General features: G+C 70.1%; 25 protein-coding genes and 1 pseudogene. 20 read left to right on the top strand and 6 right to left on the bottom strand.

Annotated features, from left to right (window positions below; all coding sequences use genetic code 11):
- A partial coding sequence (locus tag A9X04_RS07250) for a D-alanyl-D-alanine carboxypeptidase family protein (protein ID WP_067918971.1) occupies window positions 1-776 on the bottom strand: 776 nt, incomplete at its 3' end.
- Between the two features lie 59 nt (window positions 777-835).
- Between A9X04_RS07250 and A9X04_RS07245 the strand changes: the two genes are divergently transcribed.
- The 5 genes from A9X04_RS07245 to trmD all read left to right on the top strand — a co-directional run bounded on the left by A9X04_RS07245 (window position 836) and on the right by trmD (window position 3,533).
- Window positions 836-1,255: a nuclear transport factor 2 family protein gene (locus A9X04_RS07245; protein WP_067918970.1), complete on the top strand. Its 420-nt coding sequence runs from the start codon at window positions 836-838 to the stop codon at window positions 1,253-1,255.
- Window positions 1,256-1,511: 256 nt separating this feature from the next.
- Window positions 1,512-2,033 (top strand): 30S ribosomal protein S16, encoded by a 522-nt coding sequence (gene rpsP, locus A9X04_RS07240; protein WP_067918969.1) that lies wholly within the window; start codon window positions 1,512-1,514, stop codon window positions 2,031-2,033.
- A gap of 8 nt (window positions 2,034-2,041) precedes the next feature.
- Entirely contained in the window at window positions 2,042-2,284 is a 243-nt protein-coding gene (locus A9X04_RS07235; RefSeq protein WP_003878715.1) for an RNA-binding protein, read from the top strand.
- 17 nt (window positions 2,285-2,301) lie between these two features.
- Window positions 2,302-2,823 carry a ribosome maturation factor RimM gene (gene rimM, locus A9X04_RS07230; protein ID WP_067918968.1) on the top strand — a complete coding sequence of 174 codons (522 nt, stop codon included), beginning with the start codon at window positions 2,302-2,304 and terminating at the stop codon, window positions 2,821-2,823.
- Complete coding sequence (gene trmD / locus A9X04_RS07225) at window positions 2,820-3,533, top strand: tRNA (guanosine(37)-N1)-methyltransferase TrmD (RefSeq protein ID WP_067918967.1); 714 nt, start codon at window positions 2,820-2,822, stop codon at window positions 3,531-3,533. The genes rimM and trmD overlap by 4 nt, the downstream gene beginning before the upstream one ends.
- Here trmD and A9X04_RS07220 read toward each other — a convergent pair.
- Window positions 3,530-4,498 (bottom strand): hypothetical protein, encoded by a 969-nt coding sequence (locus tag A9X04_RS07220; protein ID WP_067918966.1) that lies wholly within the window; start codon window positions 4,496-4,498, stop codon window positions 3,530-3,532. The genes trmD and A9X04_RS07220 overlap by 4 nt on opposite strands.
- A 318-nt stretch (window positions 4,499-4,816) precedes the next feature.
- Here A9X04_RS07220 and rplS point away from each other — a divergent pair, with 318 nt between their 5' ends.
- The 4 genes from rplS (at window position 4,817) to A9X04_RS07200 (ending at window position 7,236) form a co-directional block, all read left to right on the top strand.
- Window positions 4,817-5,158, top strand: a complete 342-nt coding sequence (rplS, locus tag A9X04_RS07215; protein WP_007775353.1) for a 50S ribosomal protein L19 — start codon at window positions 4,817-4,819, stop codon at window positions 5,156-5,158.
- Window positions 5,159-5,227: 69 nt separating this feature from the next.
- Complete coding sequence (lepB, locus tag A9X04_RS07210; RefSeq protein ID WP_067918965.1) at window positions 5,228-6,118, top strand: signal peptidase I; 891 nt, start codon at window positions 5,228-5,230, stop codon at window positions 6,116-6,118.
- A gap of 13 nt (window positions 6,119-6,131) precedes the next feature.
- Window positions 6,132-6,926, top strand: coding sequence for a ribonuclease HII (locus A9X04_RS07205; protein WP_067918964.1), 795 nt, complete (start codon window positions 6,132-6,134; stop codon window positions 6,924-6,926).
- Between the two features lie 4 nt (window positions 6,927-6,930).
- A complete protein-coding gene (locus A9X04_RS07200; protein WP_007171389.1) occupies window positions 6,931-7,236 on the top strand; it encodes a DUF2469 domain-containing protein in 306 nt (101 codons plus the stop codon).
- Window positions 7,237-7,242: 6 nt separating this feature from the next.
- On the opposite strand, the gene A9X04_RS07195 is transcribed toward A9X04_RS07200, so the two are convergent.
- Window positions 7,243-8,010, bottom strand: coding sequence for a GAF and ANTAR domain-containing protein (locus tag A9X04_RS07195; RefSeq protein ID WP_067918974.1), 768 nt, complete (start codon window positions 8,008-8,010; stop codon window positions 7,243-7,245).
- A 273-nt stretch (window positions 8,011-8,283) separates the two neighbouring features.
- Between A9X04_RS07195 and A9X04_RS07190 the strand changes: the two genes are divergently transcribed.
- The 4 genes from A9X04_RS07190 to A9X04_RS07175 all read left to right on the top strand — a co-directional run bounded on the left by A9X04_RS07190 (window position 8,284) and on the right by A9X04_RS07175 (window position 12,160).
- Entirely contained in the window at window positions 8,284-9,264 is a 981-nt protein-coding gene (locus A9X04_RS07190; RefSeq protein WP_067918963.1) for an NAD-dependent epimerase/dehydratase family protein, read from the top strand.
- Window positions 9,265-9,339: 75 nt separating this feature from the next.
- Entirely contained in the window at window positions 9,340-10,158 is an 819-nt protein-coding gene (gene fdhD / locus A9X04_RS07185; protein ID WP_067918962.1) for a formate dehydrogenase accessory sulfurtransferase FdhD, read from the top strand.
- A 113-nt stretch (window positions 10,159-10,271) separates the two neighbouring features.
- Complete coding sequence (locus tag A9X04_RS07180; protein WP_067918973.1) at window positions 10,272-10,649, top strand: YraN family protein; 378 nt, start codon at window positions 10,272-10,274, stop codon at window positions 10,647-10,649.
- Window positions 10,649-12,160, top strand: coding sequence for a YifB family Mg chelatase-like AAA ATPase (locus A9X04_RS07175; protein ID WP_067918961.1), 1,512 nt, complete (start codon window positions 10,649-10,651; stop codon window positions 12,158-12,160). Before A9X04_RS07180 ends, A9X04_RS07175 begins: the two co-directional genes overlap by 1 nt.
- 8 nt (window positions 12,161-12,168) lie before the next feature.
- Here the strand turns inward: A9X04_RS07175 and A9X04_RS07170 are convergent, their stop codons facing one another.
- Window positions 12,169-12,510, bottom strand: a complete 342-nt coding sequence (locus tag A9X04_RS07170; RefSeq protein ID WP_231980411.1) for a DUF4190 domain-containing protein — start codon at window positions 12,508-12,510, stop codon at window positions 12,169-12,171.
- 47 nt (window positions 12,511-12,557) lie between these two features.
- Here A9X04_RS07170 and dprA point away from each other — a divergent pair, with 47 nt between their 5' ends.
- Genes dprA through A9X04_RS07150 form a run of 4 tightly spaced genes read left to right on the top strand, consistent with a single transcriptional unit; the run spans window position 12,558 to window position 16,745 of the window.
- The gene (dprA, locus tag A9X04_RS07165) at window positions 12,558-13,724 is read left to right on the top strand and encodes a DNA-processing protein DprA (protein WP_067918960.1); all 1,167 of its coding nucleotides are present in this window, start codon (window positions 12,558-12,560) and stop codon (window positions 13,722-13,724) included.
- Window positions 13,725-13,757: 33 nt separating this feature from the next.
- Window positions 13,758-14,609, top strand: coding sequence for a siderophore-interacting protein (locus tag A9X04_RS07160; protein WP_067918959.1), 852 nt, complete (start codon window positions 13,758-13,760; stop codon window positions 14,607-14,609).
- Between the two features lie 42 nt (window positions 14,610-14,651).
- Window positions 14,652-15,815 carry a lactate 2-monooxygenase gene (locus A9X04_RS07155; protein WP_067918958.1) on the top strand — a complete coding sequence of 388 codons (1,164 nt, stop codon included), beginning with the start codon at window positions 14,652-14,654 and terminating at the stop codon, window positions 15,813-15,815.
- Window positions 15,816-15,848: 33 nt separating this feature from the next.
- Entirely contained in the window at window positions 15,849-16,745 is an 897-nt protein-coding gene (locus A9X04_RS07150) for a tyrosine recombinase XerC (RefSeq protein WP_067918957.1), read from the top strand.
- Between the two features lie 120 nt (window positions 16,746-16,865).
- Here the strand turns inward: A9X04_RS07150 and A9X04_RS07145 are convergent.
- Window positions 16,866-17,321, bottom strand: a pseudogene (locus A9X04_RS07145) (M23 family metallopeptidase); the annotation flags it as partial.
- Window positions 17,322-17,616: 295 nt separating this feature from the next.
- Here A9X04_RS07145 and rpsB point away from each other — a divergent pair.
- The 3 genes from rpsB to A9X04_RS07130 are packed head-to-tail and all read left to right on the top strand — an operon-like array spanning window position 17,617 to window position 20,710.
- The gene (rpsB, locus tag A9X04_RS07140; RefSeq protein WP_067918955.1) at window positions 17,617-18,450 is read left to right on the top strand and encodes a 30S ribosomal protein S2; all 834 of its coding nucleotides are present in this window, start codon (window positions 17,617-17,619) and stop codon (window positions 18,448-18,450) included.
- A gap of 1 nt (window position 18,451) precedes the next feature.
- Complete coding sequence (gene tsf / locus A9X04_RS07135; protein ID WP_067918954.1) at window positions 18,452-19,279, top strand: translation elongation factor Ts; 828 nt, start codon at window positions 18,452-18,454, stop codon at window positions 19,277-19,279.
- Between the two features lie 33 nt (window positions 19,280-19,312).
- Entirely contained in the window at window positions 19,313-20,710 is a 1,398-nt protein-coding gene (locus A9X04_RS07130; protein ID WP_067918953.1) for an amidase, read from the top strand.
- 7 nt (window positions 20,711-20,717) lie between these two features.
- On the opposite strand, the gene A9X04_RS07125 is transcribed toward A9X04_RS07130, so the two are convergent.
- Complete coding sequence (locus A9X04_RS07125) at window positions 20,718-21,137, bottom strand: MarR family winged helix-turn-helix transcriptional regulator (RefSeq protein ID WP_067918952.1); 420 nt, start codon at window positions 21,135-21,137, stop codon at window positions 20,718-20,720.
- Window positions 21,138-21,178 lie beyond the last annotated feature (41 nt).

Here is a 21,178-nt window from a genome sequence, read left to right as displayed (position 1 = left end):
ATCGCGATGACCAGCCGACGGCCACCGCGGGCAGCGGCCCCGACGAAGGTCTTGCGGGCCGCGTTGGTGAACCCGGTCTTGCCGCCGATCGCGCCGGGGTAGCGCTGCAACAGCTCGTCCTGGTTGGTGATGAGGTGATCGCCGTTATCGCCGGGGAACATCGCCGACGGCTCAGCGGTGATCTGGGCGAACACCGGGTTGGCCATCGCGGCGCGGAAGATGACCGCCAGGTCGTGCGCGGTCGAGGACCCCGATCCGCCGGGCCCGTCCAGGCCGGACGGTGTCGCGGCGTGGGTGCTGGTCGCGCCCAGCGATGCGGCCTTGGCGTTCATCTTGGCGACCGTGGCGTCGGCGCCGCCCAGCATGTGCGCCAGCGTGTTGGCGGCGTCGTTACCCGAGACCAGCAGCAGGCCGTCGAGGAGCTGGCGCGCGGTGTAGGTGCGGCCCGGCTTGATGCCGACGCAGTTGCATTCCACCTGGGTGTCGGCGGCGTCCGCGACGACGGTCGAGTCCAGGCTCACCGAGTCGAGGACCACCTGGGCCAGCAACGTCTTGATGGTGCTCGCCGGTGGGTGGGCCACGTTCTGGTCGCGGCCGGCCAGCACCTGACCGCTGTCGAGGTCGGCCACGATCCAGGTCTGCGCCGGACCGTCCGGGATCGGTACCGAGCCCACCGGCTGCATGCTGTCGGCCCAGGACGCGGGGGCGGCGGCGCCGCACGCCCCGACCGCGAGCAGGGCCGCGACGCCGACCCTGAGGGCCATGACCTTGCGCATGGGTCGAAAGTCTAACTACCTGCCCTGTTCGGCGACGATTTTCGTCTACTGTCCGATGCATGTTGAGCCTGGCCGAGATTTCCGACCGCTTAGAGATCCAGCAACTTCTCGTGGACTATTCCACTGCCATTGACCAGCGCCGATTCGACGACCTCGACAAGGTGTTCACCGACGACGCGTACATCGACTACACCGCGCTCGGGGGCATCGAGGGCCACTATCCCGAGGTCAAGAAGTGGCTGTCGGAGGTGCTGCCGAACTTTCCGGTGTACGCGCACATGCTGGGCAACTTCTCGGTGCGTATCGACGGCGACACGGCGTCGTCGCGGGTGATCTGCTTCAACCCGATGGTGCTCGGCGGCGACAAGGATCAGGTGTTGTTCTGCGGGCTCTGGTACGACGACGAGTTCGTGCGCACGCCGCAGGGTTGGCGGATGACCCGGCGGGTGGAGACCAAGGTCTTCCAGAAGGTGATGTAGGCGCGGCGGACCGCCGCGGCTGTCGCCGAGATTGCCACCGGGGTTGCGCCTCGGCCCCCGGACACGACCATGACGGCAATCTGGGCGCGAGCGCCGCGATTTCTGGCGTGGCGGCCTGTTCTGGCACAATGGGCGGCTGTCCGCCGAGCGATCACGCATCGCTTCGTGGTCACACACGCGAGGCAAAACCGGATCCGGGCATCCCGCCCGCATCGCTGAATTGCAGCGTGACACATACAGGAGAATCCGCTCAACCATGGCTGTGAAGATCAAGCTCACCCGCCTCGGCAAGATCCGCAATCCCCAGTACCGCATCGCCGTCGCCGACGCGCGGACCCGCCGCGAAGGCCGCTCCATCGAGGTCATCGGCCGCTACCACCCGAAGGAAGAGCCGAGCCTCATCGAGATCAACTCCGAGCGTGCCCAGTACTGGCTGTCCGTCGGTGCCCAGCCCACCGAGCCCGTCCTCAAGCTGCTGAAGATCACCGGCGACTGGCAGAAGTTCAAGGGCCTGCCCGGCGCCGAGGGCTCCCTGAAGGTCGCCCCGCCCAAGCCCAGCAAGCTCGAGCTGTTCAACGCCGCGCTGGCCGAGGCCGAGGGGGGTCCCACCACCGAGGCCGCCAAGCCCAAGAAGAAGGCTTCAACTTCAGGGGCGAAGAAGGCCGCTAAGGCCGCCGAGCCGGAGGCCGCCGCTGAGCCGGAGGCCGCCGCCGAGGCCGCGCCCGCGGAGACGACTGCCGAGGGCGGCGAGCCGGCCGCGCCGAGCACCGAGAGCTGACCGCGGCGATGAGTACGGTCGTCGTTGACGCGGTGGAGCATCTGGTCCGCGGAATTGTCGACAACCCCGACGATGTCCGGGTGGACATGGTGACCAGCCGCCGTGGCCGAACTGTCGAGGTGCACGTCCACCCCGACGACCTGGGCAAGGTGATCGGCCGCGGCGGGCGCACCGCGACCGCCCTGCGCACCCTGGTCGCCGGCATCGGTGGCCGCGGCATCCGCGTCGACGTGGTGGACACCGACCAGTAGCCGGGAATGGAACTCCGTTGGAGTTGACCGTCGGGCGCGTCGCGAAAGCGCACGGGATCGGCGGCGAGCTCGTCGTCGAGGTCCGCACCGACGACCCCGAGTCCCGGTTCGCGCCGGGTAACACCTTGCGCGGCAAGGCATCCCGCGGTGGCGCGGAACGCGACTTCGTCGTGGAGAGCGTGCGCGAACACGGTGGGCGGCTGCTGGTGCGATTGGCCGGGGTGACCGACCGTGACGCCGCCGACGCCCTGCGCGGCACCCTGTTCGTCGTCGACTCCGCTGACCTGCCCCCGATCGACGAGCCGGACACCTACTACGACCACCAGCTCGAAGGGCTGCGCGTGCGGACAGTGACGGGCCAGGATGTCGGCGTCGTCGCCGAGGTGTTGCACACGGCGGCCGGGGAGCTGCTGGCGGTGCGCCGGGGCGACGGCGGCGAGGTGCTGGTGCCGTTCGTCGGCGCGATCGTCACGTCGGTGTCGCTCGACGATCACGTCGTGGAGATCGATCCCCCCGAGGGCCTGCTGGACCTGGCATGAGGATCGACGTCGTCACCATCTTCCCGGCCTTCTTGGATCCGTTACGGCAATCCTTGCCCGGCAAGGCGATTCAGTCCGGCCTGGTCGACCTGCGGGTGCACGACCTGCGCCGGTGGACGCACGACGTGCACCGCTCCGTCGACGACGCACCCTATGGCGGTGGCCCCGGGATGGTGATGAAGGCGCCGGTGTGGGGCGAGGCGCTGGACGAAATCTGTTCGGAGCAAACCGTCTTGGTCGTCCCCACGCCCGCCGGTGCGTTGTTCACCCAGGCGGACGCGCAGCGTTGGACTGCCGAGGAGCACCTGGTGTTCGCGTGCGGCCGCTACGAGGGCATCGACCAGCGGGTCATCGACGACGCCGCCCGGCGGATGCGGGTCGAAGAGGTCTCGATCGGCGACTACGTCCTGCCGGGTGGCGAGTCGGCGGCCGTGGTGATGATCGAAGCCGTGGTGCGCCTGCTCGAAGGGGTGCTCGGCAACCCGGCGTCGCACCTGCAGGATTCGCACTCGCCGGCCCTGGACCGGCTGCTGGAGGGGCCCAGCTATACCCGGCCGCCGAGCTGGCGCGGGCTCGATGTTCCCGAGGTGCTGTTGTCCGGCGACCACGCGCGCGTCGCCGCATGGCGCCGGGAGGTCTCACTGCAGCGCACCCGTGAACGGCGCCCGGAGCTGCTGGACTCGCCCGGACTAGAGCCCGGCGACGACTAGAGCCCGCGCCGCAGCGGATCGATGCGGCCCTCGGGAAATATCGTCTTGACCGCACGGGTGATGGTCTCGCGGGCGGTGGCGTCGTCGGAGGGCTGCAAAGACTGCACCACCATGATGTAGCGACGGTCCGCGCCGATCACCCCCGTCGACAGGTGCATCCAGTCGCTGCCGATGCAGCACATCCAGCCCTGCTTGACCGCCACCGGTTCGGCATACAGCCCGTCGGGGATGCCGAAGCGCTGCGGGTAACCGTCGAGCCCATTCGGGGTGGACTGCGCCAGGTCGTCGACGATGACCTTCGCCTTGTCGGCCGGCAGCCCTCCCGATCCGTCGAGCAGCATCTCGTAGTAGCGGATCAGGTCGGTCATCGAGCTCATCGTGTTCCACCAGCGTCCGTCGCTGGGCGGGGTCGTCGAGGTGAGCCCGTAGCGGGCCGCGACCGCGGCGATGATGGCGTTCTCGCCGCCCTGGGCCCAGAACCTCTCGGCCGCGCCGTCGTCGGACGACTGCAACATGATGTCCAGCGCCTGCCGGTCGTCCGCGCTCAGCGCGGCCTTGCCCTGGGATTCGTGCAGCAGCAGGTCGTCGGCGATGAACAGCTTGGCCACCGACGCGGTGCCGATGACCTGGCTGTTGCCGGTGGAGACCAGTTCGTGGGTCTTGCGGTCGAGGATCGCCACCGACAGCGCGGCTCCGCCGGCGGCGGCCTCGTCGGTGGCCCGCTGCACCCGCGCCTGCAGGCCCACGGGGCCCGCGGCGGTCGGTTGCTGTTCGGGTTGGGTGGGCTTGGCCGCCTCGAGCATCAGCTCGGCCACCTGCGGGGGAGGTTGGCGCAGTCCGCGGTCGGGGGTGACGTACACCGGGAAGTTGTATGCCTTGGCCTGGACCTTCGCCTCGCATCCGGCGGCCACCACCAACGCCACCGCCGCGGTGGCGGTGAGCAGAAACAGCGGCCGAACGCGCATTCCTCTCCTCCGGTGTTCCCAAGCTGCTCGAACGCGGGCCCGAATCGCGCGGTCAGCGCGTTCCAGCCCAGCTCATATGTACCATTCACCAGCCCTTTCGGCTCGCTGCGAACCGCGTCCGGTCCTGTGATTTTCTCCGCACGCGTCCCGTCTGGCACAATTGACCAGTTGTCTCCAGCGGTTGCAGGCCGGCCGGGCCGCTTCCCGCCTGCTGCGAGATACGCGCAAGTTGCCCAAAACCATCGGCTTGGCGACCGCTCACCCTCGCGGTGAGGGCTGTTGCCGCAGGCCGCGACCGCAAGGAAGTGTCTTCTTACGATGAACCGCCTGGACTTCGTCGACCAAGCGTCGCTGCGCGACGACATCCCGGTTTTCGGCCCGGGCGACACCATCAACGTGCACGTCAAGGTCATCGAGGGCGCCAAGGAGCGTATCCAGGTGTTCAAGGGCGTGGTGATCCGCCGGCAGGGCGGCGGCATCCGCGAAACCTTCACCGTGCGCAAGGAGAGCTACGGCGTCGGCGTCGAGCGGACCTTCCCGGTGCATTCCCCGAACATCGACCACATCGAGGTGGTGACCCGTGGCGATGTCCGCCGCGCGAAGCTGTACTACCTGCGTGAGCTCCGCGGCAAGAAGGCCAAGATCAAGGAAAAGCGCTGAGCCGGGGCGGCCGGGCGGCAGTTCCGGTCGGTTTACAGCGTCACAATCTGCGCTGGCTACTCTGATCTCGTGACCGATCCCACGGACTCATCTGAGCCCCAGTCCGCCCAGTCAGAGCCGAAGGTCTCCACCCGCATCCCGGACACGCCCGAAGGCGAGTCATCGAAGGACGCCGAACCGCTCCCCGAGCCGGGGGAGGCGACCGAGGACGGCGCGCCGGAGCGCGCCAAGCGATCCACTTTGCGGGAATTCGCGCTCCTGGCGGTGATCGCGGTGGGGCTCTACTACGTCATGTTGACGTTCGTTGCCCGGCCCTACCTGATCCCGTCGGAATCGATGGAGCCGACGCTGCACGGGTGCGCCGGCTGCGTGGGCGACCGGATCATGGTCGACAAGGTCAGCTATCGCTTCGGCGCACCGCGGCCGGGCGATGTCATCGTCTTCAAGGGACCGCCCTCCTGGAACCTCGGGTACAAGTCGATCCGGTCCAACAACACCGTCCTGCGCTGGGCGCAGGACGCGCTGTCCTTCATCGGCTTCGTGCCTCCCGACGAGAACGACTTGGTCAAGCGGGTCATCGCGGTCGGTGGGCAGACGGTGCAGTGCCGGGCGGACACCGGTCTGACGGTCGACGGCAAGCCGCTCAAGGAGCCCTACCTGGACCCGGCCACCATGATGGCCGACCCCGCGGTCTACCCGTGCCTGGGCAGCGAGTTCGGGCCGGTCACCGTCCCGCAGGGGCGGCTGTGGGTGATGGGTGACAACAGGACGCACTCGGCGGATTCGCGTGCCCACTGCACCAGCGTCCCGGCCGAGGCGCTCAAAGGGGTGTTGTGCACGGGCGATCCGACGTCGGGAACGGTTCCCGTGTCCAACGTGATCGGCAAGGCGAGGTTCATCGTGTGGCCGCCGGGACGATGGGGTGGCGTTTCTTCGGTGAACCCGCAGCAACATCAGTAGCCATGGCGCGACCATGACCCGGACGTGGCCGCCGCGGACGGTGATCCGCAAGTCGTCCGGATTGCGCACCCTGGAGTCCGCCCTGTACCGCAGCGGTCTGGGGCCGGTGGCCGGCGTGGACGAAGTCGGCCGCGGCGCCTGCGCGGGCCCACTGGTGGTGGCGGCCTGCGTGCTCGGGCAGGGGCGGTTGGAAAGCCTTGCCGCGCTTGATGACTCGAAGAAGCTCACCGAGAGCGCCCGGGAGAGGCTGTTCCCGTTGATCCGGCGTTACGCGCTGGCCTACCACGTGGTGTTCATCCCGCCGGCCGAAGTCGACCGGCGCGGCGTGCACGTCGCCAACATCGAAGGCATGCGCCGCGCCGTGGCCGGCCTGTCGCTGCGGCCCGGGTATGTGCTCAGCGACGGATTCCGGGTGCCCGGCCTGCCGGTGCCGTCGCTGCCGGTGATCGGCGGAGACGCGGTGGCGGCGTGCATCGCCGCGGCCAGCGTGCTGGCGAAGGTGAGCCGGGACCGGCTGATGGTGGCCATGGACGCCGAGCACCCGGGGTACGGCTTCGCCGAGCACAAGGGCTACGGCACACCGGCACACAGCGCGGCCCTCACCCGGCTGGGTCCCTGCCCCGAACATCGCCATTCGTTCATCAATGTGCGGCGGGTGGCCCTAGGGTCAGAGACGGCGGGCGGCCGCGTGGTGGCGGAATGCGGGCCGGACCCTCGCCCGCACGCGGCGAATATCGGTGAGGAAAGATGGGTCGAAGATTCCCCGGGCGGAACGCCGGGGAAGTGTTTCTCCGAGAAGGACGTCTGAGCAGATGAGTGCCGAGGATCTCGAAAAGTACGAAACCGAGATGGAGCTCTCGCTGTACCGCGAATACAAGGACATCGTCGGCCAGTTCAGCTACGTGGTGGAAACCGAACGGCGCTTCTACCTGGCCAACAGCGTGGAGATGGTGCCCCGCAACGCCGACGGCGAGGTGTACTTCGAGCTGCGACTGTCCGACGCCTGGGTGTGGGACATGTACCGTCCGGCGCGGTTCGTCAAACAGGTCCGGGTGGTGACGTTCAAGGACGTCAACATCGAAGAGGTGGAAAAGCCCGAGCTGCGGCTGCCGGAATAGCCGGCGCTAGCCGTCGCCCGCCGCCTGCTTGTCCTCCGGGGCCGGCAGTTCGCCGCGGCGGTCGATGACCTCCCGCGCCACATCGGCCAGCTTGATGTTCAATGCCTGGGAATGGCGCCGCAGCAGGTCGAACGCCTCCTCCTCGGTCATGTCGTGGAGCAGCATCAACATGCCGACCGCCTTACCGATCTCCCGGTTGCTCAGCAGCCCCCGGCGCAGGCTGGTGGCGTCCTCACCCTTGGCGACCGCGTTGATGGCCACGCTGGCGAACGCGGCCAGCAGCGCCCCGCGTCCGGCCGACTCGGCGTCGAACACGTTGGCAGTGTCGCTGAAGAGGTTGAGCGCGGCGCCCTTGCGCTTGTCCATCAGCAGCCGGAAGCCCATCGCCCCGCGCACCGGGGTCTCGGCCACCAGGACCTTCGCGAGCTTGGGCCACAGCGACGGCGTGGTGAGGTCCGGATCGATCTGGGGCGTCTCCTCCTCGATGGCGTCGATGCAGGGTCCGTCCCCCGAACGTCGTTCCAGCTCGTCGACGTGCTGCGCCAACCGGTCGCTCGCGCCCACCGTGACGTAGCGGTCGCCCTCGCGCACCAAAAGGCTGGCGTGGTCACACCCGGGGACGACCAGGGTGGCGGCGACGCAGATGGCCGCATACATCTGGCCGGCGTCGGAGCCCTGGTAGATGATCTCGGCCAGCGCGGCGAAAACGGTACCCGGGTCGGCCTTCTCACCGCCGGGCGTCGAGCCGCCGTCGGCCGTCGATTCGTCCCCCATGTTGTGCCTCATTTCCTGCGCAGTCGGCAGTATGACCCCGCGCCTGATCGCCGTAGATTATCGGTCCTCGGCGCGAGCCTCACACGATGTTCGGTGCGATTGCACCGAAATCCACGCGCCCCGGGCTGCCGGCCACGGGCCGGCGAAAACATTTGCTGACAATACGGGTACCCGCGCGTCCGGCGCTCACAAATGGCGGCACCCCGCGCCGTTCCCGGGGTGATGTTTCCCACCCGTGGTTTCGCCGGGCCCCGGCCGGGCAAGAGCCTTGGGATGGGAATTACGGTCGCGGTGACCGGGCCGACCGGCGAGATCGGCATGTCGGCGGTGACGGCGCTGGAGCGCGAACCCGCCGTGGACGCCATCGTCGGGATGGCGCGCCGGCCGTTCGACCCGTCGTCGCGCGGCTGGCTGAAGACCAGCTATCAGCAGGGCGACATCCTGGATCGCGATGCCGTCGACGCCCTGGTGGCGCAGGCCGACGTGGTGATCCACCTGGCTTTCATCATCATGGGTTCGCGGGAAGAGAGCGCCCGCATCAACCTGCAGGGCACCCGCAACGTCTTCGAGGCGACCGTGGCCAGCGAGCGGACGCGCCGCCTGGTGTACACCTCGTCGGTGGCGGCCTACGGCTACCACGCCGACAACCCCGACCCGCTCACCGAAGACGTCCCGGCGCGAGGCTCCGACGAGCACTACTACTCCGCGCAGAAGGCGGCGTGCGAGGCGCTGCTCGGTGAGATCACGAAGGACTCGCCGCTCGAGGTGTTCGTGCTGCGGCCGTGCATCGTCGCGGGGCCCAACGCCACCGTCCTGGCCGACGCGATGCCGTGGAACCAGCTGCCCGGCCCGATGCGCGCCGTGGTCAAGGCGGTGCCGATCCTGAAGCCGGTCGTGCCGGATCCCGGCATTCCCTTGCAGCTGGTGCACCACGACGACGTCGCGAGCGCGATCGCGCTGGCGGCCACCGCCCCGGCGCCGCCCGGCGCCTACAACATCGCCGGTGACGGTGTGGTGACGGTCGGCGACGTGGCCCGGGCCCTGGGTGGCCGTCCGGTGCGGGTGCCGGCGGTCGCCGCCTCCACCGCGTCGGCGGCGCTGTCGCGGGTCCCGCTGGTCCCGTCGATGCTGGAGTGGCTGCACACCGCGCGCACGTCGATGGTCATGGACACCACCAAAGCGCGCACCCAGCTCGGCTGGCGGCCGCTGCACTCGTCGGCGGAAACCCTGGCGGCGCTGGCTTCGGCGGTGTGACGTCGACCAGGGTAGCTTTGGCTGCGTGATGTCCCCGCGTTGCGCCGTGCGCCCGGCTGGCGGTGAAATCGCCCAGTGCGGCACGTAACCGCACGCCGGCGGGTCAAGCACCTCTCCGCCGGTAAAGCGATCACCCGGCCGGAGACGCTCGTCGTCGAGGAGCCGCTGGAGATCCGGGTGAACGGCGCGGCGGTCACCGTGACGATGCGCACGCCCGGCGCGGATTTCGAACTGGCCCAAGGCTTTCTGCTGACCGAGGGGATCATCGCCGGCCGCGACGACGTGCAGACCATCCGGTACTGCGGCGGCGCCGTCGACGGCGCGAACACCTACAACGTCCTCGACGTGACGCTGGCCGCCGGCGTCCCCGCGCCCACCCTCGACGTCACCCGCAACTTCTACACCACCTCGTCGTGCGGGGTGTGCGGAAAGGCGTCGCTGGACGCGGTGCGGTTGGTCGGCCGCTTCGCGCCCGGCGCGGATCCCGCCACCGTCGCGGCGGCGACGCTCAAGGCGATGCCCACCCAACTGCGTTCGGCGCAAAAGGTTTTCGACAGCACCGGGGGGCTGCACGCTGCCGCGCTGTTCGGCGTCGACGGCACCATGCTGGTGGTGCGCGAGGACGTGGGCAGGCACAATGCGGTCGACAAGGTCATCGGCTGGGCGCTGGAACACCGGCGGCTCCCGCTGGCGGGCTCGGTGCTCCTGGTCAGTGGTCGGGCCTCCTTCGAGCTGACGCAGAAGGCCGTGCTGGCCGGGATTCCGGTGCTCGCCGCGGTGTCCGCGCCGTCGTCGCTGGCGGTCTCGTTGGCCGAGGAGTCCGGGATCACTTTGGTGGCGTTCCTGCGCGAGGACTCGATGAACGTCTACACCCGAGCGGATCGAATCAGCTAGTCGTTTCCCGCCGGCTGTGGATGAACGCGGCGCTGGGGATAACCGGTCGCCCGGCCGGGCCCGCCGGCGCCGCCGCGGCCGGCCTTGTCGTGGCCGTTGCGCACAGTTGCCCCATGACGACCGAAACGACGATGACCCGGGTCCAGCTCGGGGCGATGGGCGAGGCGCTGGCGGTGGACCATCTGACGAAGATGGGATTGCGCGTGCTGCACCGCAACTGGCGCTGCCGCTACGGCGAACTCGACGTCGTGGCCTGCGACGAGGCCGCCCGCACGGTGGTGTTCGTCGAGGTGAAAACCCGTACCGGCGACGGCTACGGCGGGCTGCCGTACGCGGTCACCGAGCGTAAGGTGCGCAGGCTGCGCCGGCTGGCCGGGCTGTGGCTGGCCGCCCAGGACACCCGCTGGGCCGGGCTTCGCATCGACGTGATCCAGGTGCGGATCGGGCGCCGGCGCACCCCGGAAATCACCCACCTGCAAGGGATCGGCTGATGGCGCTGGGGCGCGCCTTCTCGGTCGCCGTGCGCGGGGTGGACGGGCAGATCGTGGAGATCGAGGCCGACATCACCTCCGGTCTGCCGGGCGTGCACCTGGTGGGTCTGCCCGACGCCGCCCTGCAGGAGTCCCGGGACCGGGTGCGGGCGGCGGTGGCCAATTGCGGCAACAGCTGGCCGATGGCGCGGCTCACGCTGGCGCTCTCCCCGGCGACGCTGCCGAAGATGGGCTCGGTCTACGACATCGCCTTGGCCGCGGCCGTCTTGTCGGCGCAGCGTAAGAACCCGTGGGAGCGCCTGGAGAAGACGGTGCTTCTGGGTGAGCTGTCGCTGGATGGCCGGGTCCGCCCGGTGCGCGGCGTGCTGCCGGCGGTGCTGGCCGCCAAACGCGACGGCTGGCCGGCCGTCGTCGTCCCGGTGGACAATCTGGCCGAGGCCAGCCTGGTCGACGGCATCGAGGTCTGGGGCGTGCGCACGCTGGGGCAGTTGCAGAAGTGGCTCGGCGCGTCGGCCGCTTTGGAGGACAGAATCACCGCGACGGCCACCGCGCCGGAACTCTCGGTGGATCTCGCTGAGGTGGTCGGGCAGACGCAGGCGCGCTTCGCGGTGGAGGTGGCCGCCGCCGGGGCGCACCACCTCATGCTCACCGGCCCGCCGGGCGTCGGGAAAACGATGCTTGCCCAACGACTTCCGGGCCTGCTTCCGCCGCTGTCGGAGAGCGAGTCACTGGAGGTCACCGCGATCCATTCGGTGGCCGGCCTGCTGTCGGGGGACACGCCGCTGATCACCATCCCGCCGTTCGTGGCGCCACATCACAGCTCCAGCGTGGCGGCGCTCGTCGGCGGCGGCTCGGGCATGGCGCGCCCGGGCGCCGTGAGCCGCGCGCACCGCGGCGTGCTTTTCCTCGACGAATGCGCGGAGATCAGCGTGCATGCGCTGGAGGCGTTGCGAACCCCGTTGGAGGACGGGGAGATTCGTCTCGCCCGCCGCGACGGGGTGGCGTGTTACCCGGCGCGGTTCCAGCTGGTGATGGCGGCCAACCTGTGCCCATGCGCGCCCGCCGACCCGCAGGACTGCATCTGTGCGGCCGCGGTCAAGCGCCGCTACCTGGGGAAGTTGTCCGGGCCCCTGCTCGACCGGGTCGACCTGCGGGTGCAGATGCATGCGGTGCGGGCAGGCGCCTTCTCGGGCGTCCAGGCCGAGTCGACGGCACAGGTGCGGCAGCGGGTGGCGCAGGCCCGTGCGGCGGCGGCCCAGCGCTGGCGACCGTACGGGTTCCGCACCAACGCCGAGGTGAGCGGGGCGCTGCTGCGCCGAAAGTTCCGTCCCGGCAACACCACCATGGCCCCACTGCAGAAGGCGCTGGACCTGGGGCTGCTCAGCATCCGGGGCCTGGACCGCACCCTGCGAGTCGCGTGGAGCCTGACCGACCTCGCCGGCGGGGTGTCGCCGGGACCCGAGGAGGTCGCGGCCGCGCTCAGCTTCCGGCAGTCGGGGGCGGCGCGATGAGCGCCGGATCACCAGTACGCCCTGGTCAGCCAGTCGTTGTGCCCGCCCCGGACTACGATCGCCGCGGTCACCAGGATGGCGAACGCCCGGGCGAACTGCGCCATCGCGCGACCGCCTTCGCCGCGGTGTTCCATGTCGCGCAACGCCACGGACGCCAGCGCGCCGCTCAGGATCGGAATGGGCAACCCGCACCAGCTGACCAGGCTCAGGGCGAACGCCGCGATCGCCCAGGGGTTGACGGGCCGGGCGGGCGCGGCGAGCCGGGTCGGCTGGCAGATGATCACGGTTCCCTCCGTTCGTTGCCGGCTGAGCGATGGCGAATGGGGTTCGACGACAACACGTTCGCGCACGCGGCTAAACGGATCCTTGGCGAATGCTTGGAACTGCGAACACGGCCATGCTGACCGCTATCGACGATCCCGTGCTGCGCGCTTGGGCATACCTGTCCCGGGTGGCCGAGCCGCCGTGCGCCCAGCTCACCGCCCTGGTGCGGTCCGTCGGCCCGGTGGAGGCCGCCGACCGGGTGCGCCGCGGCCTGGTGGACGACGAGCTGGCGCGACACACCGAGGCGAGGCGCGAAATCGACTGCGCCGCGGCCGACCTCGAGCTCCTCGCCAACCGTGGCGGACGCCTGATCACCCCCGACGATGACGAGTGGCCGCTGCTGGCATTCGCGGCGTTCGGGGGCGCTTCGGTCAAGGCGCGCGGCGGGACGCCGATGGTGCTGTGGGCGCAGGGCCCCAGCCGGCTCGACGAGGTGGCGCATCGCGCGGCAGCCGTGGTGGGGACTCGGGCCGCGACGGCATACGGCGAGCAGGTCGCCGACGACTTGGCCGTCGGGCTGGCGCAACGTGAGGTCGCCGTCGTCTCCGGCGGCGCGTACGGCATCGACGGCGCGGCGCACCGCGCGGCGCTCAACGCCGACGGGATCACCGTGGCCGTCCTCGCCGGCGGGCTGGACGTCCCCTATCCGAGCGGTCACTCGGCGTTACTGCATCGCATCGGCCAGCACGGGCTGCTGTTCACCGAGTACCCGCCCGGTGTCCGGCCGGCTCGCCACCGATTCCTGACCCGCAACCGCCTGGTGGCCGCCGTCGCCGGCGCCGCGGTGGTGGTGGAAGCCGGGCTGCGCAGCGGCGCGGCGAACACCGCCGCCTGGGCGCGGGCGCTGGGACGGGCGGTGGCCGCCGTGCCCGGGCCGGTGACCTCGTCGGCGTCGGCCGGGTGCCACGCGCTGCTGCGCGGCGGGGCCGAGCTGGTGACCCGGGCCGACCACGTCGTCGAGCTCATCGGCCGCATCGGTGAGTTGGCGGCCGACGAACCACGCCCCGCTACCGCGCTCGACGGGCTCGGCGACGCCGAGCGCCGGGTTTACGAGGCGCTGCCGGGCCGCGGCGCGGCCACCGTCGAGCAGCTCGCGGTCGCGTCGGGGCTGGCCCCCGAGCGCGTGCTGGGGCCGCTGGCGATCCTGGAGCTGGCCGGGCTGGTGCAGCGCCAGGACGGTCGATGGCGCCTTGTCCGGGCCGCCGGCGGTCAAGCTGCGCCGACAACGCGGCTCGTATAGTCGACCGGGGGCCGGGTCTGGACGGGAGGACAAGTGGCGGGTCGACCTCTGCAACGCTTCGAGGTTGTCGATACGAAAGAACTCACACCGCACATGGTCGCGGTGGTACTGAGGGGCGTGGATTTCGACGCCTTCGTGCCCAGCAAATTCACCGACTCCTACGTCAAGTTGGTGTTCGTCTCCGATGACGTCGACGTCGCGGAACTGCCCCAGCCGTTGACGCTGGACAGCTTCGCCGAGCTGCCCCCGGAGAAGAGGCCGTCGGTCCGGACCATGACGGTCCGCCACGTCGACGTGGCGGCCCGCGAGATCACCCTGAACATCGTCACCCACGGCGAGCACGGGATCGCCGGCCAGTGGGCGGCCGCCGCCGAGCCCGGCCAGCGGATCTTCTTGATGGGTCCCGGCGGGGCCTACACGCCCGACCCGGCCGCCGACTGGCATCTGCTGGCCGGCGACGAATCCGCGCTGCCCGCGATCGCCGCGGCGCTGGAAGCGTTGCCCCCCGACGCCGTCGGCAAGGCGTTCATTGAGGTGGCGGGCCAGGAAGACGAGATCCCGCTAACCGCGCCGGAGGGCGTCGAGGTGCACTGGGTGTATCGCGGTGGCCGCGCCGACCTGGTTCCCGAGGACCGCGCCGGCGACCACGCCCCGCTGATCGAGGCGGTCACCACCACGCCGTGGCTGCCCGGCCAGGTGCACGTCTTCATCCACGGCGAGGCCCAAAGCGTCATGCACAACCTGCGGCCCTACATCCGCAAGGAGCGCGGCGTGGACGCCAGGTGGGCGTCGTCCATCTCGGGTTACTGGCGGCGCGGCCGCACCGAAGAGACGTTCCGGCAATGGAAGAGGGAACTGTCCGAGGCGGAGGCCGGGGCCTCGTAGCGGGTTCGTCGGCCCGGCTGCCGGCTGGCATCCTCTTATCCCATGGCGCACTTCGGCGATTACCAGAACGAGATCTACTTCAAGGGCCTGGGTGGGGTGGCGCCCGCGCTGCCGATGGCCTTCGCGGAGCTCGAGGCCCGGGCCGAGCGGGCCATGTCGCCGTCGGTGTGGTCCTATGTCACCGGCGGAGCCGGCGACGAGCGCACCCAGCGGGCCAATCGCGAGGCGTTCGACCGCTGGGGTTTGATGCCCCGTATGTTCGTCGGCGCCGCCGAGCGTGACCTGTCGGTAGAGATGTTCGGCCTGACCCTGCCGTCGCCGGTGTTCATGGCCCCGATCGGCGTCATCGGCATCTGTGCTCAAGATGGCCACGGCGACCTGGCCACCGCGCGCGCCGCGGCGGCCACGGGTGTCCCGATGGTCGTTTCCACCCTGACCGCCGACCCGTTGGAAGACGTCGCCGCACAATTGGGCGACACCCCCGGGTTTTTTCAGCTGTACACGCCGAAGAATCGTGAGATCGCCGCCAGCCTTGTTCAGCGGGCCGAGGCCGCCGGTTACAAGGGCATCATCGTCACTCTGGACACCTGGATCCCCGGCTGGCGTCCGCGCGACCTCAGCACGGCGAACTTTCCGCAGTTGCGCGGGCTGTGCCTGAGCAACTACACCAGCGACCCGGTCTTTCGCGCCGGCCTGCAGCGCCCACCCGAGGAGGACCCGCAAGCCACTGTGCTGCAGTGGGTCACGACGTTCGGCAATCCGTTGACGTGGGACGACCTGCCGTGGCTGCGATCGCTGACCAAGCTGCCGCTCATCATCAAGGGCATCTGCCATCCCGACGACGCCCGGCGCGCCAGGGACGGTGGCGTTGACGGCATCTACTGCTCGACGCATGGCGGCCGGCAGGCCAACGGCGGACTGCCCGCTCTCGATTGCCTGCCGGGGGTGGTGGAGGCGGCCGACGGCCTCCCGGTGCTGTTCGATTCGGGCATCCGCAACGGCGCCGACATCGTCAAGGCGCTCGCGCTGGGCGCGACCGCGGTGGGCGTCGGTCGTCCGTACGCCTACGGTCTGGCTCTCGGCGGGGTGGACGGCATTGTGCACGTGCTGCGGATGATGCTCGCCGAAGCCGACCTGATCATGGCCGTCGACGGATATCCGACGCTGAAAGATCTCACCCCGGACACGCTTCGGCGCGTCGGCTGATTCAGGTCCCCGGCTCCTGCGAACGTTGCAGGCGTGGAGGCCATCCTCGAGGAGTTCGACGAGTACCTGGCGCTGCAGTGCGGCCGTTCGGCGCACACCCGTCGGGCCTACCTCGGCGACCTGCGCTCGCTGCTGACGTTCCTCGCTGACCGCGGCGCGGGTCTGGACGCGTTGAGCCTGCCGCTCTTGCGCTCCTGGTTGTCGGCCACGGCCGCGGCCGGTGCGGCGCGCACGACCCTGGCGCGTCGCACCTCGGCGGTCAAGGCGTTCACCGCATGGGCCGCGCGGCGCGGCCTGCTGGCCGGGGACCCCGCCGCCCGGCTCCAGGTGCCCAAGGCGCATCGCACCCTGCCGGCGGTGCTGCGCCAGGACCAAGCGCTCGACGCCATGGCCGCCGCGAAATCCGGTGCCCAGCAAGGGGATCCGATGGCGTTACGGGACCGGCTGATCGTCGAGATGTTGTATGCCACCGGAATCCGGGTGAGCGAGCTGTGCGGCCTGGACGTCGACGACGTGGACACCGGACATCGGGTGATCCGCGTGCTGGGCAAGGGCCACAAGCAGCGCACCGTGCCCTTCGGGATGCCGGCCGCCGAGGCGCTGCGCGCCTGGCTGCACGACGGACGGCCCACGCTGGTGACCGCGGAGTCGGGCCCCGCGCTGCTGCTGGGTGCGCGCGGGCGGCGCCTCGACGTGCGCCAGGCCCGCACCGTCGTGCACCAGACGGTCGCCGCGGTGGACGGTGCGCCCGACATGGGGCCGCACGGGCTGCGGCACAGCGCGGCGACGCACCTGCTCGAAGGCGGGGCCGACCTGCGGGTGGTGCAGGAGCTGCTCGGCCATTCCAGCCTGGCGACCACCCAGCTCTACACCCACGTCGCCGTCTCCCGATTGCGCGCGGTGCATGATCAGGCGCACCCGCGGGCGTGAGGGTCTGCATTGACGGCGTCGGGTGTGCGTTGGCGGCGCAAAATCCGGGAGATTCGCGCCCCGGGCGCACACGCAAAGCCCTGGACGCACACGCGAAGCCGCGAAGCGCCCTCATCCGTCCAGCGGTTTGAGCCGGATCGGGGTCGACTTCACCAGGCCCAGCGGATCGACATAGTGGGCGCCGGACGCCGGACCCCACATCGCACCCCAATGCAGACATGCCGCGGCCCGGCAACCGGCATGCCCGGCCTCCAACGAGCCGATCACCGTCTGGGCCGTCACCGCCTGACCCGCCCGCACCGCGGCCCGGACCGGCTCGTAGCTGGTGTGCAACCCGCCCGGGTGGGCCAGCGACACCACCGGCCGTCCCGCCAGCTGCCCGGCGAACACCACGGTGGCGCCGCCCGCCGCATACACGGGCTGGCCGGGAGCGCCGGGCAGGTCCACCCCGCGATGTCCGGGCTTCCAATCCGGTGACGGGGCGTCGAAGCCCCGGCCCACGGCCGGGGCCGGGGGCGGGCGCAACGGCCAGTCCAGGCGCGCGTCGTCCGCGGCGGCGGGCGCCGCGATAAGCGCCGTCAGCCACACTAAAAGCCACCAGGCCCGTCGCATCCGCTCAGTTCACTGCCCCGCCGGCGCCCGCACCACTCAGGCCCGCCGATGCTGTGCAAAACCACCTGCTGAGTCGGTGTAAACTGCTGGTCGCAGCTCGTCCGCGGGCTGACTTCGCGCGTCCGCCCCGCGTCTCCCGTTCCACTAGGAGTTCGCACCGCGTGCCGGGCGGTCCCTTAACTGGGTCCGGCTCGCAGCAGGCGCCAGGGCCCGGCTTCACCCGATGCCGGGCGACAACCGACACAAGTAAGGCGCAACCATGGCCGTCGTAACCATGAAGCAGCTGCTCGACAGCGGCACTCACTTCGGGCACCAGACCCGTCGCTGGAACCCCAAGATGAAGCGGTTCATCTTCACCGACCGCAACGGCATCTACATCATCGACCTGCAGCAGACGCTGACCTTCATCGACAAGGCGTACGAGTTCGTCAAGGAGACCGTCGCCCACGGCGGCACGGTGCTGTTCGTCGGCACCAAGAAGCAGGCCCAGGAATCGGTCGCCGCCGAGGCCACCCGCGTCGGCATGCCGTATGTGAACCAGCGCTGGCTGGGCGGCATGCTCACCAACTTCTCCACCGTGCACAAGCGGCTGCAGCGCCTCAAGGAGCTCGAGGCGATGGAGCAGACCGGTGGCTTCGAGGGTCGCACCAAGAAGGAAATCTTGATGCTGACCAGGGAGAAGAACAAGCTGGAGCGAAGCCTGGGCGGTATCCGCGACATGGCCAAGGTGCCGTCGGCGATCTGGGTGGTCGACACCAACAAGGAGCACATCGCCGTCGGCGAGGCCCGCAAGCTGGGCATCCCGGTCATCGCGATCCTGGACACCAACTGCGACCCCGACGAGGTCGACTACCCGATCCCCGGCAACGACGACGCGATTCGCTCGGCCGCGCTGCTGACCAAGGTGATCGCCTCCGCGGTCGCCGAGGGCCTGCAGGCGCGCGCCGGAGTCGGCCGCGGCGACGGCAAGCCCGAGGCGGAAGCCGCCGAGCCGCTGCCCGAATGGGAGCAGGAACTGCTGGCCTCCGCCGCTGCCAGCGCCCCCACCGATGCTGCTGCGGGCGCGCCCGAATCCACACCCACGGAAGGCTGATATGGCCAACTTCACCGCCGCCGACGTCAAGAAGCTTCGGGAGCTCACCGGCGCCGGCATGCTGGACTGCAAGAACGCGCTGGCCGAGAGCGACGGCGACTTCGACAAGGCGGTCGAGGCGCTGCGCATCAAGGGCGCCAAGGACGTGGGCAAGCGCGCCGAGCGCGCCACGGCCGAGGGTCTGGTCGCGGCCAAGGGCGGCGCGCTGATCGAGCTGAACTCCGAGACCGACTTCGTCGCCAAGAACGCCGAGTTCCAGGCCCTGGCCGACCAGGTCGTCGACGCCGCGCTGGCCGCGAAGGCCGCCGACGTCGAGACGCTCAAGGCGGCTCCTATTTCTTTGGGATCGGCGACTAAGACCGTCGAGCAGGCCATCGCCGACCTGTCGGCCAAGATCGGCGAGAAGCTCGAGTTGCGGCGCGTGCAGTACTTCGACGGCAACGTCGAGGCCTACCTGCACAAGCGCGCCGCCGACCTGCCCCCGGCAGTCGGCGTGCTGGTGGAGTTCAGCGGCGAAAACAAAGACGCGGCCCACACGGTCGCGCTCCAGATCGCCGCGCTCAAGGCGCGCTTCCTCTCGCGCGACGACGTCCCCGAAGACGTCGTGGCCAGCGAGCGCCGCATCGCCGAGGAAACGGCCAAGGCCGAGGGCAAGCCGGAGCAGGCGCTGCCCAAGATCGTCGAGGGCCGGCTGAACGGATTCTTCAAGGACGCGGTGCTGCTGGAGCAGCCGTCGGTGTCCGACAGCAAGAAGACGGTCAAGGCGCTGCTCGACGAGGCCGGTGTCACGGTGACGCGCTTCGTTCGCTTCGAGGTGGGCCAGGCTTAACCCGCGGGCACGCGCGCGTTAGCGTCTGGTGCTATGCGACACGTGCACGCGTTCGGCGACGACGCCCTCGGTGATCTGGACGCGGTGGGCCTCGCCCACGCCATCCAGGCCGGGTGGGTGAGCAGGGCGGAGGTCGTCGAGGCCGCCATCGCCCGCACCGAGGCCGTCGATCCGATCCTCAACGGCCTGGCGTATGCGGCGTTCCAGCAGGCGCGAACCGCCCCGGCGGCGAGCGGCTTCTTTGACGGCGTCCCGACGTTCCTCAAGGACAACGTCGACATCGCCGGCCAGCCGACGATGCACGGCACCGACGCGTGGACGCCGTGGAATGCCGCCTCCGACGGCGAATTCACCCGGCTGTTCCTGGCCACCGGGCTGGCCCCCGTGGGCAAGACGCAGCTGTCGGAATTCGGATTCAGCGCGTCGGCCGAACACCCACGGCTGGGGCCGGTCCGCAACCCGTGGAACACCGACTACAGCGCCGGCGCTTCCTCGTCGGGCTCGGGTGCGTTCGTTGCCGCCGGCGTGGTGCCCATCGCCCACGCCAACGACGGCGGCGGCTCTATCCGCATCCCCGCCGCCTGCAACGGGCTCGTCGGGCTGAAGCCCTCGCGCGGGCGGCTGCCGCTGGACGCCCACCTGCGCCGGATGCCGGTGGGCATCGTCGCCAACGGTGTGGTGACCCGGTCGGTGCGTGACACCGCGGCGCTCTACCGGGAGGCCGAACGCATCTGGCGCAACCCGAAACTGGCGTCCGTCGGGGACGTCACCGGGCCCGGCAGACAGCGGCTGCGGATCGCCGTGCTGACCCGGTCGGTGCAACGCGACTGCAGCCCCCAGGTACGCGAGCTGACGCTGAAGTCCGCCGGCCTTCTCGAGGAGTTGGGGCACCGTGTCGAATACCTCGATGAGCCCCCGGTGCCGGCCAGCTTCGTCGACGATTTCGTCCTCTACTGGGGATTTCTCGCGCTGGCCCAGGTGCGCAGCGGCCGGCACATGTTCGGCAAGACGTTCGACCGCGGGCGGTTGGACAGCCTGACGCTCGGTCTGGAGCGACACACCGGCCGCAACATCCACCGATTGCCTCTGGCCATCATGCGCCTGCGCCGAATCCGTAGGCGTACCGCGCAATTCTTCGGCACCTACGACGTCGTGCTGACCCCGACGCTCGCCGACGAGACGCCCCGCATCGGCTACCTGGCACCCACCGACTACCACCAGGTCATCGAGCGGCTGATCGACTGGGTGTCGTTCACCCCGCTGCAGAACGTCACCGGCGAGCCGGCGATCTCACTTCCGTTGGCGCAGTCCGACGACGGCATGCCGGTCGGCATGATGTTCTCGGCCGACGTCGGGCAGGAGGCGCTGCTGCTCGAGCTGGCCTACGAACTGGAAGAGGCCCGGCCCTGGGCCCGCATCCAGACGGCTTAGTTGCCGCTCAGTCGGACCCGAGCTTGTCGAGCATCCGCTTGAACTCGCGCTGCTGAGGCTCGGTCAGCTTCGCCAGGATGCGGGCATCGGCGTTCCGCACCGCGCCTTCCGCGCGCTTCAGCAGGGCCCGGCCCTGCCCGGTCAGCGTGGCGGGTAGGGCGCGGCCGCTGGACACCGATGTCGGACGCGCCACGGCGCCAATGTCTTCCAGCTTGCGCAGCACGGTGTTCATCGCCTGCGGGGTGACCCCAGCCTGCCGGGACAGCTCGGCGCTCGACGTCCCGGGAAACATCGAAAGCATGCGCAGGCAGACGAATTCGGGCAGCGTCAGACCGAGCGGGCCCAACACCGCGGACACCTCCGGTCGCAGCAGGCTCGCCACCCGATAGAGCAGGTAACCGAGCGGGGCGTCTTCGGCGAGGACCATGTCAACGATATTGACATATTTCGGCCGTCTGGACGTCGATT

This window comes from Mycobacterium sp. E3247, from assembly GCF_001667785.1.
Classification (GTDB): Bacteria; Actinomycetota; Actinomycetes; order Mycobacteriales; family Mycobacteriaceae; genus Mycobacterium.
The sequence above is the reverse complement of the archived record's forward strand: the minus strand, read 5'-3'. Positions and strand labels throughout refer to the sequence as shown.

Coding starts and splice junctions, on each gene's coding strand:
- A9X04_RS07245 (WP_067918970.1), top strand. CDS start 836: ATGTTGAGCCTGGCCGAGATTTCCGACCGCTTAGAGATCCAGCAACTT.
- tsf (WP_067918954.1), top strand. CDS start 18,452: ATGGCCAACTTCACCGCCGCCGACGTCAAGAAGCTTCGGGAGCTCACC.
- A9X04_RS07220 (WP_067918966.1), bottom strand. CDS start 4,498: ATGCGCGTTCGGCCGCTGTTTCTGCTCACCGCCACCGCGGCGGTGGCG.
- A9X04_RS07175 (WP_067918961.1), top strand. CDS start 10,649: ATGGCGCTGGGGCGCGCCTTCTCGGTCGCCGTGCGCGGGGTGGACGGG.
- A9X04_RS07190 (WP_067918963.1), top strand. CDS start 8,284: ATGGGAATTACGGTCGCGGTGACCGGGCCGACCGGCGAGATCGGCATG.
- rplS (WP_007775353.1), top strand. CDS start 4,817: ATGAACCGCCTGGACTTCGTCGACCAAGCGTCGCTGCGCGACGACATC.
- A9X04_RS07155 (WP_067918958.1), top strand. CDS start 14,652: ATGGCGCACTTCGGCGATTACCAGAACGAGATCTACTTCAAGGGCCTG.
- A9X04_RS07130 (WP_067918953.1), top strand. CDS start 19,313: ATGCGACACGTGCACGCGTTCGGCGACGACGCCCTCGGTGATCTGGAC.
- A9X04_RS07180 (WP_067918973.1), top strand. CDS start 10,272: ATGACGACCGAAACGACGATGACCCGGGTCCAGCTCGGGGCGATGGGC.
- rpsB (WP_067918955.1), top strand. CDS start 17,617: ATGGCCGTCGTAACCATGAAGCAGCTGCTCGACAGCGGCACTCACTTC.
- A9X04_RS07235 (WP_003878715.1), top strand. CDS start 2,042: ATGAGTACGGTCGTCGTTGACGCGGTGGAGCATCTGGTCCGCGGAATT.
- dprA (WP_067918960.1), top strand. CDS start 12,558: ATGCTGACCGCTATCGACGATCCCGTGCTGCGCGCTTGGGCATACCTG.
- rpsP (WP_067918969.1), top strand. CDS start 1,512: ATGGCTGTGAAGATCAAGCTCACCCGCCTCGGCAAGATCCGCAATCCC.
- A9X04_RS07195 (WP_067918974.1), bottom strand. CDS start 8,010: ATGGGGGACGAATCGACGGCCGACGGCGGCTCGACGCCCGGCGGTGAG.
- A9X04_RS07205 (WP_067918964.1), top strand. CDS start 6,132: ATGACCCGGACGTGGCCGCCGCGGACGGTGATCCGCAAGTCGTCCGGA.
- A9X04_RS07125 (WP_067918952.1), bottom strand. CDS start 21,137: ATGGTCCTCGCCGAAGACGCCCCGCTCGGTTACCTGCTCTATCGGGTG.
- trmD (WP_067918967.1), top strand. CDS start 2,820: ATGAGGATCGACGTCGTCACCATCTTCCCGGCCTTCTTGGATCCGTTA.
- A9X04_RS07200 (WP_007171389.1), top strand. CDS start 6,931: ATGAGTGCCGAGGATCTCGAAAAGTACGAAACCGAGATGGAGCTCTCG.